The sequence below is a fragment of the Ruegeria sp. CF1 genome, from assembly GCF_056537445.1.
Genome location: NZ_JBQFRN010000012.1, coordinates 1 through 13,348, shown reverse-complemented (window position 1 = coordinate 13,348; position 13,348 = coordinate 1). Strand labels below are relative to the sequence as shown.

The window sequence follows — 13,348 nt, the reverse complement described above, 5'->3', positions numbered from 1 at the left end:
TACAGATGTATAACCATATCCTCGTTCCAGTCGCCCCTGATCACATCAACGACTGTGCCAAATCTCTGGATGCAGCAAGCCGCTTGCTGACGGATGGCGGGACAGTATCGGTGCTGTCCGTTCTCGAAGAACTACCTTCGTATATCGGGTCGTACTTTCCACCCGAGCAGGTTCAGAAAAGCGTTTCTGATTTTGAGGACAAACTGAACGCATCGATGGAGTCTCCGAAGATCGGCACTCATGTTGTTACAGGTCATCCAACAAATTCCATTCTGGATTGGGCCGAAGAACACAAAGTGGACTGCATAGTGGTGGCGTCACACCAACCGGGCCTTTCGGACTATCTGATCGGTTCAACGGCTGCACGTGTTGTCCGCCATGCACATTGCAGTGTCGTGGTACTGCGCGACAAGTAGAGCAGAAGCATAACACCTGACAGGTGTTATGCGTGCAAGATGGCTGGCCAATGAGGCCAGCCATTGTCGTTCAGAACCCTTGCATCAGCATGTCTACGGCCACGGTGATCTGCTCGAAATCATCTTTCAGATGACCCACTGGTGATTTGAGGAGCCCCACAGGAACAGCAGCCATGAACTGGGTCACCATTACAACCTGCTCACCATCTATCAGGAACTCAGGGTTGAGGCGGGTCGCTGGTTTCGGCGCATGTGCTTTTGGTAAAAGCGGCACCACCATGCGGGTATTCAGATCGCTCAGAAGATCGGTTTGCACATCCAGAAGATAGCCATCGCCGGATGGGTTGTGGAATACATCGTATTTCGGCATCAGAACTGACGAAAGCCATCCAAGGGCAACCCGTGCCGTTCAACATACGAGTTTGAGCTTAGCAGTGCCTCCGCGTTTTCGGCCCTCCACTGTGCTGCCTTCGCAGCGGCAACGGCGGCACGCAATCCTTCTTCGGCGGCACGCGACAGGTTCACGTTCAGCGCTCTGGCCTCGGTGAGCAATGCGCTATCAAGTGATAGATTGGTCGGTTTGCGTGGTTGAGTGTTCATTCTTTCTTGGCCTCCATGTGCCTGAGAATATCAATATACTATATGCGCGTCAAATATGCGCATATCTCCTAAAGGACTTCTCTGGCTTCGTGGCTCGTTCTTATGGTATTTCATTCAATGCTTATTGAACGAGAACCTAACGATTTCGGTTGAAATCAGCCTCTCATCCCCCTAATCACGACCCTACCTCGGGGTGCGCTAAAGACCGCGCTGAGATGCCAATTGGCAAACCCGTTGAACCTGAACCGGCTAGAACCGGCGGAGGGAAAGGTACAGGTTTCATCCATCCTTACCCTCTCGCCGCATTGGAGGATGATATGAAACATCTGGCAATTGCTGCGGGAATACTGACTGCGACTTCGGCTGTGGCAGCCGATAAGCCCACGTTGACCGTATATACTTACGACAGCTTCGTTTCGGACTGGGGCCCCGGCCCGAAGGTCGAAGAGGCGTTTGAAGCGCAATGCGAATGCGACCTGAACCTTGTCGGCGTCGAAGATGGCGCGGCACTGCTGTCACGCATTCGGCTGGAAGGCGAAAACAGCGACGCCGATATTGTATTGGGTTTGGATACCAACTTGATATCGGCAGCTAAAGAAACCGGCCTGTTTGCACCTCATTCAGTCACTGCCGAGTATGCTCTGCCCATCGAGTGGACCGACACAGTTTTTGCCCCCTACGACTGGGGTTACTTTGCATTTGTTCACAATGCAGATTTTGCCGCTCCTAACAGCTTCCGCGAGTTGGCAGATAGTGACATCAAGATCATCATTCAGGATCCGCGTTCATCGACGCCGGGGCTGGGTCTTCTGCTGTGGGTCAAGGCCGCGTATGGCGATGAAGCCCAAGAAATCTGGGCTGACCTTGCTGACAATATCGTGACGGTTACCAAGGGCTGGTCCGAGTCATATGGCTTGTTCCTTGAAGGTGAGGCCGACATGGTTCTAAGCTATACGACCTCGCCAGCCTATCACCTGATTGCCGAGGAAGATGCCAGCAAAGCAGCAGCAGCCTTTGACGAAGGCCATTATATGCAGATCGAGGTTGCGGCCAAGCTAGCCAATTCCGATCAGCCCGAGCTGGCAGATCAGTTTCTGAACTTCATGGTGTCTGACGCGTTTCAGACGATCATTCCAACGACCAACTGGATGTACCCTGCCGTAACTCCATCTTCCGGTCTGCCCGAAGGTTTTGAAACTCTAACGATCCCTCAGAAGTCTCTGCTGTTTGATCAGGACCAAGCCGCCATTGCGCGGGAACAGGCGCTTTCGGAATGGTTGGGCGCACTCAGCCAGTAAACCCACTCCCCGGTGTCAGTGCGGCGGCCATCGTTGCCGCACTGATATTGGGCACGTTGTTCATGGCGGCGGTGCGGGCAGATGCAGGCGGCGGGTTTGGTCCCGCCGACTGGGCTGCCTTACGCTTTACCCTGCTCCAGGCGACGCTCTCTGCAATGTTCAGCGCCGGTCTGGCTATTCCGGTCGCCCGCGCACTGGCGCGCCGCCGGTTCACCGGCAGGCGAGTCCTGATCACGCTGTTGGGTGCACCTTTCATCCTACCGGTCATCGTCGCCATTCTGGGATTGCTTCAGGTCTTTGGCCGGGCAGGATGGATCTCGGACGCGTTGGGCTATTTCGGTCTGCCGCCCATTCGAATCTATGGGCTGCACGGCGTCGTTCTGGCCCACGTATTTTTTAATCTACCTCTGGCAACACGCCTGATCTTGCAGGGTTGGCAGGAGATCCCTGCCGAGCGTTTCCGGCTAGCGGCCCAACTTGGGTGCGAAGGAATGGCAATGTTCCGTTTGATCGAACTGCCAATGCTTCGCCGCATTCTGCCCGGAGTGTTGGCCGTGATCTTCGCCATTTGCCTGACCAGTTTTGCGGTTGCCCTGACGCTGGGTGGAGGGCCGCGCGCCACCACGATTGAACTCGCGATCTATCAGGCCTTTACATATGATTTTGACTTAGGGCGCGCCGCCTTATTATCCGCTTTGCAACTTGTCCTGACCGCAGCGGCTGCTTTGGCAGCCTTAAAGTTCTCGCGCGGCGACGGGTTCGGTACCGGCCTGAATCGTGAGATCCGGCGCTGGGATGGCCGAGGACCACTGCTGGATGCGTTTTGGATTATCATCGCCGCCGCGTTCCTGCTGCTACCTCTGGCATCCGTCACGATTTCGGGTATCGCTGGGCTGTTTGAGATGCCGGTTTTGGTGTTCCGTGCCGCTATAATTTCAATCTGTGTTGCCGCCGCCAGTACCATGCTCCTATTACTGCTGGCACTGCCCATGGCGACAGCCGTCGCGACAGGCCGGTTCGGCATCGTCGAACTTGGCGGACTTCTTGGCCTCGCCGCCTCGCCCTTGGTCATTGGTACGGGTCTCTTTATTCTGATCCGCCCGCTGGCCAATCCGACAACTCTTGCGTTGCCGGTAACCGCGCTTGTGAACGCGGTCATGGCCTTGCCCTTCGCCCTTCGAATTTTGGTTCCCGCAGCGCGTGATGTATTGGAACGGCACGGGCGGTTGGCACTGGCCCTGAACATGAACAACTGGTCCTTTTTCTTGCGTGTCATGCTTCCACGCCTGCGCCCCCAGGTCGGTTTTGCCGCGGGCCTGACGGCGGCACTGTCCATGGGTGATCTGGGTGTGATCGCCCTGTTTGCAGATGCGCAGATCGCAACGCTGCCCCTGCAAATCTACCGCCTGATGGGCGCCTACCAGATGCAGGCCGCAGCAGGAGGCGCGCTGCTGCTGCTTATACTATCGATGGGTGTTTTCTGGGTTCTGGATCGAGGGGGTCGCTGGCATGCTGAAGCTTGACAATTGCATCATCGCAAATGGCGATTTCCAATTAAGCGCTGACTTTGAGGTCAAGGCCGGATCCAGCGTTGCGATCATCGGTCCGTCGGGGGCAGGAAAATCAACACTTCTTGAAACTATCGCCGGTTTTCGAGACCTGAGAAGTGGGCACATCCACTGGAAGGATCATGACCTATCGACATTACCACCAGGCAGTCGACCGATGGCAATGCTGTTTCAGGACGGAAACCTGTTTCCTCACCTGAGCGCCGAACAGAATGTCGCCCTGGGCCTAAGGCCCAATGGAGGTTTGACTGCAGACGACCAACACCACATTCAATCGGCCCTCGGCCGCGTTGGCCTGCAGGGAATGGCGGCCAGAAAGCCCGCTGAATTATCAGGTGGTCAGCAAAGCCGCGTGGCGCTGGCCAGAATCCTCGTGCAAAAGCGTCAGGTGTTATTGCTCGACGAACCTTTCGCCGCCCTTGGCCCTGCCCTGAAAACAGAGATGCTCGATCTGGTCGCTGAATTAGTCGCCGAGACCAAAACCACCCTGCTTATGGTCAGCCACGACCCACGGGATGCGCTTCGGATAACCGACCAAACCGTATTGGTTGCGGATCAAATCGCACATCCACCTGCTGAGACCGAGACACTCTTCAACAATCCTCCGCCAGCGCTGCGCGATTATTTGGGCTGAATGAACTGATCCAGACAAGCGTCCAGCACCTCGTGCACACGCGGACCAATCTCGGGGGCCTCCGAAGCGCGCGGGCCTGCAATGTTCAGAACAGTCACAGGGTTGGCGCTCAGCCAAGCACGTATCTGTTGCGCGCAATCGGCCTTTCCTTTTCTGATATCCACCACCAGATGCGGTTTTTCAGCATCAACTGCAAACTCAACCGTTTTCCGCGTGCCGGGACTGTCTGACCCGTCGATAAAAACAAGCGTGGCGTCACTGGCAAAGACGTTGAGCCTTGTCCGTTCAGCGACATCTTCAGACTTCGTTTCAACAAGCCCGCTGAGATGAGCCGGGATCAGCCCATCCTCATTTGTTCGACCCTTCGGCACCCAGCCGCCGTAAGGGATGCCGTTTGCGCGGGCAAACTCCAATGCGGCAGTGTCTACGCCGGTTTGTCCACCTGATACGATTTTCTGAACACGACGCCCGAATGGGATTCCGTCTTGCTCGTCTCCCTGCGTCAACGCGCAATACCAAATTGAAACGGATCATTCTGCGCAAAGAAGAGCTTACCCTCTGCCATCACATGCGCCTGGCCAGTTAGCTGGGGAACAATGCCTCCGCCCTGCCCCGGCTGATAGGACAGCCTGTACGAACTTCCGATGATGCTTTCCTGAACGATTTCTTCCCCAGCGGACAAGCGCCGACTGGCCGCGAGGCAGGCCAGCCGGGCCGAGCTGCCGGTGCCGCAAGGCGAGCGGTCATAGTCATCGTCGGGGCACAGAACAAAGTTTCTGCTATGAATACCTGCATTCGGTGAGGTGCCCTGAAAGATCACGTGATCAACCAGCTCGCCATTTTCGCCACCAACTTCTTGCGCAATGCAGGCTTCGCGAATTGCGATAGCCATGTCGGTCAGCGGGCGAATGTTCTCAGGCGCAACCGGGATCGGGCTTGGTTCGACAATGAAGAACCAATTGCCGCCATAAGCGACATCGCCGGTGACGGGGCCATACTCTGCAGTCTCGACCGTCACGGACTGATGTACGCGGCGGCTTTCAATGTTGGTGACCTGCACGGTGTTGGCGTCCAGCAGATCAATCTTAACCTCACCTACTGGAGTTTCGATTCGGTGCGCGCCAACCTCGATCTGTCCAAGATGCGCCAATGTTACGCCCAACCCGATCGTCCCATGGCCGCACATGCCCAGTACCGCATCTGCGTCAAAGTAGATCACGCCCGCTTTGCATTCAGCACTGACCGGTTCGACAAGGAGCGCCCCGACCATGCCGGGCTGGCCGCGTGGCTCCAGTAGAACAGACTTGTAGAACCGCTCATGTTCCGTTGCCAGTCGCTTGGCGCGTTCAGCCAGTGATCCTGAACCCAAATCAGGCCCCCCGTCCAGAATGACCCGTGTGGGCATTCCACCGGTATGGCTGTCAATCACATGCATTCCGCAATGACCCCACCCTGACGAACCCAATCGGTAAACCACGACTTAAACAAATTGTACTGTTGCTCGCAGTAAGTTCGCTGGGCGTCAGATAACACGTCGGTTTCATTGAAATGCAGGCGGTATTCTTCTTCGCCGTTCAGCACCAGAAGATGCTTGTAGTAAAGAACAAGATCCGTGCCTTCGTCAAAACTTGCCAGAACGCCAAATGCCTCGTCCAACTCCCGCGCGCGCAACCGTGCTTCGGCATGTCCCTCTGCTGCCTTTTTCGAAAGCGCCGCAAGCAACAATGCCTCTTTGGGCAGCGCCGTTCCTATCCCGGTGATCGATCCGGTGGCGCCGCAATTCACAAACCCATGGTAGACTTCAGTATCGACGCCTACCATCAAAGTGACCTGATCGTCCTGCGATGTAATATGTTCGGCGGCATAGCGCATGTCGCTCTTGCCCCCGAACTCCTTAAAGCCAACCAAATTCGGATGCTCGGCCCGCAGTGCAAAAAACAATTCCGCACGGGTGGCAAACCCATAGACAGGGCTGTTGTAGATGATCGCAGGCACGTCCGGTGCCGCAGAAAGAATAGCCTTGAAGTGGTTCTTTTGCGCGGCAACCGATGAGCCTCGTGACAGAACCCGAGGGATAACCATCAACCCTGCCGCGCCGACCTTCTGTGCATGTGCTGCGTGCGCCACAGCGGAATTCGAGTTGATGGCACCCGTCCCCACGACAACCGGCAAGCCAGCGTCGACCAGTCGTTCCACGCCCTCCATCCGTTGGGCATCCGTCAGAAGCGGCCAATCCCCCATCGAGCCACAATAGACGACAGCGGACATGCCGGCCGCGATCATCTCTTTGCCCTTTTTGACCAGCGCGTCAAAGTCAGGTGTCCTGTCGGCCTTACACGGCGTCATAAGGGCAGGCATAGTTCCAGTGAAAATAGTCCGGTCCATGAGATATCCGTTTGCTCAGGTTGGTATTGGTATTCTGCGCGAAAGCGCCGTGGCCTAACGTGTCATTCCAGCGAAACCCACAGGACCCTGGCGTCTTCCTTACTCGTAGAAATACAGCCATGCCCCATACCGCTATCGTAGTACAGAGAATCTCCGGGTTTCATCGGTAAGGGGCGGTAATGCTCGGATACGAATATCAACTCGCCACTGATAACGTACATAAATTCTTCGCCTGTGTGCCTGATCCAGTTCTCATATTCTGATATGTCACGCGCTTTTATCGTCGCGATATAAGGAAGCATTCGCTTACTGGTCAGGTCCGAGCACAGCAATTCATGCATGTAGGTCGGCGTATTTCTTATCTCGCCTTGCCCTTTCGGCGTAAAATCACGTCGCCCCGAAATTCCCGATTGGGCGGACTGCAAGAACAGCTGTGGCGTATTCATGTCCAAGGCCTGTGTCAGCCGCCGCACGATCTCGAAACTTGGACGTGTCTGGTTGTTTTCGATCTTTGAAAGTGTTGATCGACCGATTCCCGCTTCGCGCCCGGCCTCCTCCAATGTCCAGCCTTTTGCGCGGCGTGCATCCCGGATCGACCGACCCAAAGCCGCCCCCTCGTCCTGTTCTTCCGGTCCGGCACCATCTTTCAGGTTGTCCTCAGACATGGGAATCTCCTTGTTTTATCAAAGCTTACTCATTTCCCCCGAGCCAAACAACTTTACTGTGATGAAATTTTTGTTGCCTTACGTACACTAATTCCACTATAGGAAACAAAATTTCGTACACTGGAAACGAGATTACAGGAGGAGATCATGTTCACAAAACCGCTCACCGAGGCTGATCCCGTCATCGCAGTATCGATCGCACGCGAGGGCATACGCCAGGCTGAACAGATCGAACTGATCGCTTCCGAAAACATCGTCTCTCAGGCAGTGATCGATGCGCAGGGTTCCGTACTTACAAACAAATACGCCGAGGGCTATCCGGGTCGCCGCTATTATGGCGGGTGTGAATATGTGGATGAGGTTGAGGCAGAAGCCATTGATCGCTTGAAGAAGCTGTTTGGCTGTGAATATGCAAACGTTCAGCCGCACTCAGGCGCGCAAGCCAACGGAGCGGTTAAGCTGGCACTACTCAGCCCAGATGACACGATTCTTGGTATGTCGCTGGATGCTGGGGGTCACCTGACCCATGGCGCAAAACCTGCCCAGTCCGGCAAGTGGTTCCGTCCGGTTCAATATGGCCTGACCCAGGCCGGGCTGATTGACTATGATCAGGTTGAAGAATTGGCGAAAGCCGAAAAGCCCAAACTGATCATTGCAGGCGCATCGGCCTATTCGCAAAAGATCGATTTCGCACGCTTCCGCGCCATTGCCGATGAAGTTGGCGCGTGGCTTCTGGCAGACATGGCCCACATCGCGGGCTTGGTTGCGACCGGCCTGCACCCCTCGCCCATCGGGCACGCACACATTGTTACGTCGACTACGCACAAGACGCTGCGCGGTCCGCGCGGTGGGATTATTCTTACAAACGATGAAGCGCTGGCAAAAAAGATCAACTCGGCTGTTTTCCCGGGTCTGCAGGGCGGCCCCCTGATGCATGTGATCGCAGGCAAGGCAGTCGCATTTGGTGAAGCGCTGCAGCCTGAATTCAAAGAATATATGCAGCGCGTTGTCGACAGTGCCTCGGCACTGGCCAACGTGATGATGGCGCGCGGGTGCGACATCGTTTCGGGCGGCACTGAAAACCACCTTATGCTGGTTGATCTGCGCCCAGTCGGCGTAACCGGCAAAGACGCCGAAGCCGCGCTGGAGCGTGCAGGATTCACCTGCAACAAAAACAGCGTTCCGGGTGATCCCGAAAAGCCCACTGTCACCAGCGGCATCCGTCTTGGTACGGCCGCAGGCTGCAGCCGTGGGTTTGGACCAGAAGAGTTCAAACAGATTGGCCACATGATCGGTGATGTGTTGGACGCGCTGGCACGATCGTCTGACGGTGACGAGACCGTCGAAAAGGAAACCCGTGAAAAGGTCCGCGCGCTCTGCGCAAGCCACCCGATCTACTGAAAGAAGACCAAATGACTTACGATCTTATTGTCATCGGGGGCGGTCCGGGCGGCTATGTCGCCGCGATCCGCGCGGCACAGCTGGGCCTGAAAGTCGCTTGCGTTGAAGGCCGCAGTGCGCTTGGCGGGACCTGTTTGAATGTGGGGTGCATACCCTCCAAAGCGTTGCTGACCTCCTCGGCCAAATATGCCGAACTTGCACATCTCTCCTCCCACGGTATTGCGGTCGAGGGGGCCAGCATCGATGTACCCGCAATGATGGGACGCAAGGACAAGATCGTAGGCGACCTGACCAAGGGCATTGCGTTTTTGTTCAAGAAAAACGGCGTTGATCTGATCGAAGGGTGGGCCAGTATTCCGGCCGCTGGTCAGGTCAAGGTGGGTGACGAAGTCCATGAGGCCAAGAACATCCTCATTGCCTCTGGTTCTGAACCTACCCCGTTGCCAGGGATTGAGATTGACGAGCAAGATATCCTCAGTTCGACGGGCGCGATTGCGCTGGAGAGTGTGCCCGAGCATCTGGTGGTGATCGGTGCCGGTGTCATCGGACTGGAACTTGGGCAAGTTTGGGCGCGTCTCGGAGCCAAAGTTACGGTCGTCGAATATCTAGACCGCGTGCTGCCCGGCATGGATGGTGAAATTGCCAAACTGGCGCAACGCGCGCTGTCAAAACGTGGCCTGAAATTCCAGCTGGGCCGGGCACTGAAATCCGTCGACAAAACGGATACTGGCCTGACACTAACTGTGGACCGCGTCGGCAAGGACAAAGAAGAAGTGATCGAGGCCGACAAGGTGTTGATCGCCGTGGGTCGCCGCCCAGTCACACGTGGCCTTGGCTTGGAAGAGCTGGGCGTGGCCGTGAACCAACGCGGTTTCATTGAAGTTGACGGCGCATTTCAGACATCTGTCCCGGGCATCTACGCCATCGGTGATTGCGTTCCCGGACCTATGCTGGCGCACAAGGCCGAAGAAGATGGTGTCGCCTGTATAGAAATGCTGGCAGGCGAAGCTGGCCACGTCGATTACAACACTGTTCCCGGCGTGGTGTACACCGACCCCGAAGTCGCCTCGGTTGGTTTGACCGAAGAAGCACTGAAAGAATCCGGTGCCGAGTATTCGGTCGGCAAATTCGCCTTCATGGCGAACTCGCGCGCGCGTTCGACCGGTGAAACAGACGGTGCAGTGAAGGTTCTGGCAGACCCGAACGGCCAGATCCTGGGTGCGCATATTTGCGGAGCCCATGGCGGCGATCTGATCGCTGAACTGGTTCTGGCGATGACAAAGGGCGCAACGGTGTCCGAAGTCGCTGCAACCTGCCATGCGCACCCGGCCATGGGCGAGGCCGTCAAAGAAGCCTGCCTCGACGCCCTGGGCCGCGCGATCCACGCATAAGGGAGACCAGCCAGATGACCATCCAGCTTCGTCCTCGCCACCCGGAAAAAGCCAAAAAGGCCGACAGTGTCATCCCGCGCAAGCCCAGGTGGATTCGCAAGAAAAAGGGCGACAGCGCTGAATACTATGAAACACGACGCCTCATGCGCGAGCATGATCTGGCGACGGTCTGCGAAGAAGCCGCCTGCCCCAATATCGGCGAATGCTGGTCCAAGCGCCACGCCACCATGATGATCATGGGTGAGGTTTGCACGCGGGGTTGTTCGTTCTGCAATGTCTCAACGGGTCGCCCGGATGCTCTGGATGTGTTTGAACCCGGGCGAGTCGCCGCCGCCGTCAAGAAGCTGGGCCTGCGTCATGTGGTGATCACCTCGGTCGATCGCGATGATCTGGCAGATGGTGGGGCCGAGCATATCGCTCAGACCATCCGTGCCGTGCGCCATCAGAACCCCGGAACGACTGTCGAGGTTCTGACACCCGATTTTCTTGGAAAAGGCACTGCGTCAGAGATCGTATTTGAAGCGGCGCCGGACGTTTTCAACCACAATCTGGAAACTGTGCCGCACCTTTATCCAACTGTGCGACCGGGTGCACGCTATTACACCTCGCTGCGTCTGCTGGATGATGCCAAACGCGCGAACCCGGAGCTTTTTACCAAATCTGGCCTGATGGTCGGGATTGGCGAAAGTCTGGACGATGTCCGTCAGGTCATGGACGACCTGCGCGCGGCCAATGTCGATTTCCTGACCGTCGGCCAATATCTGCAACCGACCCCTAAACACCATCCGATTAACCGGTTCTGGACACCGGAAGAATTTGCCCAACTGGAACAGATCGCGCGTTCCAAGGGCTTTTTGCACGTGTCGGCAACTCCGCTGACCCGATCATCGTTCCACGCGGACGAAGACTTTGCCGCCCTCAAGCAGGCCCGCCAGCGGGCTTTGGCGAACAGGGCATAAACCTAACGCAAATGGGAGGGAAACCATGGAAGCGTTAAATTCAATCGTAGGGGCCATCAATGGCGTCGTGTGGGGGCCGCTGATGCTGGTTCTCATTCTCGGCGTTGGCTTCTTCCTGCAGGTCGGCCTGAAGTTCATGCCGATCCTGCGCATTGGCACGGGCTTCAGCCTGCTGTTCAAAGGCCGCGAAGGTCAGGGCGAGGGCCAGATCAGCCCGTTCAACGCGCTGATGACCTCGCTATCTGCGACTATCGGTACGGGCAACATCGCTGGTGTGGCCACTGCTGTCTTCCTGGGCGGTCCGGGTGCCTTGTTCTGGATGTGGATGACCGCCCTGGTGGGCATGGCCACCAAATATGCCGAAGCTGTCTGCGCGGTGAAATACCGCGAAAAAGACGAGCTTGGTAACTATGTCGGCGGCCCGATGTACTACATCAAAAATGGCCTCGGCGCGAAATGGGCCTGGCTGGGTGTTGCATTTGCTCTGTTCGGCGCAATCGCGGCGTTCGGCATCGGCAACGGCGTACAGGCCAATGGTGTTGCACAGGTTCTGGAGTCGAACTTCGGCCTGAACACTTCGGTTACCGGCGCTGTCCTGATGGTTCTGACCGCGGCCGTGATCCTGGGCGGCATCACCCGCATCGGTGCGGTTGCAGGTAAACTGGTTCCGTTCATGGCGATTGCCTACATCGTCGCAGGCCTGCTGGTTCTACTGATCAACATCGGTAACATCGGCTCCGCTCTGTCGCTTGTTTTCACCTACGCCTTCACCCCGTCGGCCGCCGAAGGTGGTTTCGCGGGTGCTGCCGTTTGGGCCGCGATCCGCTTTGGTGTGGCACGTGGTGTTTTCTCGAACGAAGCCGGTCTGGGTTCCGCTCCGATCGCACACGCCGCAGCCGAGACCAAAGGTCCGGTCAACCAGGGCCTGATCGCGATGCTGGGTACGTTCATCGACACAATCATCGTCTGCACCATCACCGGTCTGGCGATCATCTCGTCGGGTGCGTGGACATCGGGTGAATCCGGTGCAGCACTAACCAGTCACGCGTTCGAACTGTCGCTGCCGGGTATCGGTGGGTATCTCATCGCCATCGCTCTGTCGATCTTTGCCTTTACCACCATTCTGGGCTGGTCCTTCTATGGCGAGAAATGTGTTGAGTTTCTGCTAGGCGTGAAATCCCTGATGCCCTACCGCGTCCTGTGGATCGTCATGATCTATTTTGGCGCAACAGCGGATCTGGGCTTCATCTGGCTGCTGGCCGATACGCTGAACGCGATGATGGCCATTCCGAACCTGATCGCCCTGGCGCTGCTGAGCCCGATCGTCTTCAAACTGACGAAAGAGTTCTTCGCTTCGGGCGGCAAGTCCGAAGAGCCAGGCGGCACACCCGCCGAATAATCTCGGATGAAAATACGGGGGGCCATCCCGGCCCCCCGGCTTCAAACAGAATTCCATTTCTCGAGGAGAGACGTGATGGCCACGAAAATCCTGCTGCCGATTGATCACACCGACGACCGTTCGTGGAAGAACGCCCTGCCGCTCGCACAAGAACAAGCAAAGTTCTACGGTGCCGAATTGCACGCGATTGCCGTCATTCCTGAGATCATCCAGTTGCCGAACCTGCCCGCCAACTATGGCGCAGGCGCAAAAGACCACGTGCGCAATGCGGTGCAGGCCATACTGGATCACAACGGTGCATCTGATGTGGCGATCCATATCGAAGAAGGCAGCGTCTATCGTGAGATACTGAAGCTCGCCTACAAAGAGGGCTTTGATCTGATCGTCATGGCTTCGACCAAAGGCGATTTTCCGAACTACGAGATTGGCCCGAACCTGGCCCGCGTCGTGCGCAACGCGCATTGCACCGTCACGGTTGTTCGCGACCAGTCCCGCTGATTGAAAGGTTAGTCTGATGACCGAACTAAAACGCACGCCTCTTCACGCTTTGCATGTTGAGTTGGGGGGTAAGTTGGTTGATTTTGCGGGATGGGAGATGCCTGTTCAGTATCCTTTGGGGATTATGGGGGAGC

General features: G+C 56.7%; 15 protein-coding genes, 1 pseudogene and 1 riboswitch. Of the genes and pseudogenes, 10 read left to right on the top strand and 6 right to left on the bottom strand.

What is annotated here, in order from left to right; translation table 11 throughout:
- The first annotated feature begins 5 nt into the window (after window positions 1–5).
- Complete coding sequence (locus ACRZ96_RS17635; RefSeq protein ID WP_170422517.1) at window positions 6–416, top strand: universal stress protein; 411 nt, start codon at window positions 6–8, stop codon at window positions 414–416.
- 70 nt (window positions 417–486) lie between these two features.
- On the opposite strand, the gene ACRZ96_RS17630 is transcribed toward ACRZ96_RS17635, so the two are convergent.
- Complete coding sequence (locus ACRZ96_RS17630; RefSeq protein WP_170422515.1) at window positions 487–786, bottom strand: CcdB family protein; 300 nt, start codon at window positions 784–786, stop codon at window positions 487–489.
- Window positions 786–1,016 (bottom strand): type II toxin-antitoxin system CcdA family antitoxin, encoded by a 231-nt coding sequence (locus ACRZ96_RS17625; protein WP_170422513.1) that lies wholly within the window; start codon window positions 1,014–1,016, stop codon window positions 786–788. The genes ACRZ96_RS17630 and ACRZ96_RS17625 overlap by 1 nt, the downstream gene beginning before the upstream one ends.
- 179 nt (window positions 1,017–1,195) lie before the next feature.
- A riboswitch (TPP riboswitch) is annotated at window positions 1,196–1,301 on the top strand.
- 32 nt (window positions 1,302–1,333) lie between these two features.
- Here ACRZ96_RS17625 and thiB point away from each other — a divergent pair.
- The 3 genes from thiB to ACRZ96_RS17610 are packed head-to-tail and all read left to right on the top strand — an operon-like array spanning window position 1,334 to window position 4,516.
- On the top strand, window positions 1,334–2,314 hold the full coding sequence (thiB, locus tag ACRZ96_RS17620; RefSeq protein WP_223118453.1) for a thiamine ABC transporter substrate binding subunit: 981 nt from the start codon (window positions 1,334–1,336) through the stop codon (window positions 2,312–2,314).
- On the top strand, window positions 2,290–3,837 hold the full coding sequence (locus ACRZ96_RS17615; RefSeq protein WP_480814888.1) for a thiamine/thiamine pyrophosphate ABC transporter permease ThiP: 1,548 nt from the start codon (window positions 2,290–2,292) through the stop codon (window positions 3,835–3,837). Before thiB ends, ACRZ96_RS17615 begins: the two co-directional genes overlap by 25 nt.
- Window positions 3,824–4,516 (top strand): thiamine ABC transporter ATP-binding protein, encoded by a 693-nt coding sequence (locus ACRZ96_RS17610; RefSeq protein WP_170393755.1) that lies wholly within the window; start codon window positions 3,824–3,826, stop codon window positions 4,514–4,516. Before ACRZ96_RS17615 ends, ACRZ96_RS17610 begins: the two co-directional genes overlap by 14 nt.
- On the opposite strand, the gene ACRZ96_RS17605 is transcribed toward ACRZ96_RS17610, so the two are convergent.
- From ACRZ96_RS17605 to ACRZ96_RS17590, 4 genes are all read right to left on the bottom strand, one after another.
- The gene (locus tag ACRZ96_RS17605; protein ID WP_170422505.1) at window positions 4,504–5,022 is read right to left on the bottom strand and encodes a putative molybdenum carrier protein; all 519 of its coding nucleotides are present in this window, start codon (window positions 5,020–5,022) and stop codon (window positions 4,504–4,506) included. The genes ACRZ96_RS17610 and ACRZ96_RS17605 overlap by 13 nt on opposite strands.
- Entirely contained in the window at window positions 5,019–5,951 is a 933-nt protein-coding gene (locus tag ACRZ96_RS17600) for a 4-hydroxyproline epimerase (protein ID WP_480771726.1), read from the bottom strand. The genes ACRZ96_RS17605 and ACRZ96_RS17600 overlap by 4 nt, the downstream gene beginning before the upstream one ends.
- Complete coding sequence (locus ACRZ96_RS17595; RefSeq protein ID WP_480771725.1) at window positions 5,942–6,901, bottom strand: dihydrodipicolinate synthase family protein; 960 nt, start codon at window positions 6,899–6,901, stop codon at window positions 5,942–5,944. Before ACRZ96_RS17595 ends, ACRZ96_RS17600 begins: the two co-directional genes overlap by 10 nt.
- Before the next feature lie 62 nt (window positions 6,902–6,963).
- A complete protein-coding gene (locus ACRZ96_RS17590) occupies window positions 6,964–7,566 on the bottom strand; it encodes a helix-turn-helix domain-containing protein (protein WP_170393747.1) in 603 nt (200 codons plus the stop codon).
- Window positions 7,567–7,713: 147 nt separating this feature from the next.
- On the opposite strand from ACRZ96_RS17590, the gene glyA reads away from it, so the two are divergent.
- The 6 genes and pseudogenes from glyA to gcvT form a co-directional block, all read left to right on the top strand.
- Window positions 7,714–8,967 carry a serine hydroxymethyltransferase gene (gene glyA, locus ACRZ96_RS17585; protein ID WP_480705948.1) on the top strand — a complete coding sequence of 418 codons (1,254 nt, stop codon included), beginning with the start codon at window positions 7,714–7,716 and terminating at the stop codon, window positions 8,965–8,967.
- Between the two features lie 11 nt (window positions 8,968–8,978).
- Window positions 8,979–10,358 (top strand): dihydrolipoyl dehydrogenase, encoded by a 1,380-nt coding sequence (gene lpdA, locus ACRZ96_RS17580; RefSeq protein ID WP_480705946.1) that lies wholly within the window; start codon window positions 8,979–8,981, stop codon window positions 10,356–10,358.
- Window positions 10,359–10,372: 14 nt separating this feature from the next.
- Window positions 10,373–11,317, top strand: coding sequence for a lipoyl synthase (gene lipA, locus ACRZ96_RS17575; protein ID WP_480705944.1), 945 nt, complete (start codon window positions 10,373–10,375; stop codon window positions 11,315–11,317).
- A 25-nt stretch (window positions 11,318–11,342) separates the two neighbouring features.
- Complete coding sequence (locus ACRZ96_RS17570; RefSeq protein WP_480705942.1) at window positions 11,343–12,716, top strand: alanine/glycine:cation symporter family protein; 1,374 nt, start codon at window positions 11,343–11,345, stop codon at window positions 12,714–12,716.
- 75 nt (window positions 12,717–12,791) lie between these two features.
- Entirely contained in the window at window positions 12,792–13,214 is a 423-nt protein-coding gene (locus ACRZ96_RS17565) for a universal stress protein (RefSeq protein ID WP_170393736.1), read from the top strand.
- Between the two features lie 16 nt (window positions 13,215–13,230).
- Window positions 13,231–13,348 (top strand): annotated as a pseudogene (gene gcvT / locus ACRZ96_RS17560) (glycine cleavage system aminomethyltransferase GcvT); the annotation flags it as partial.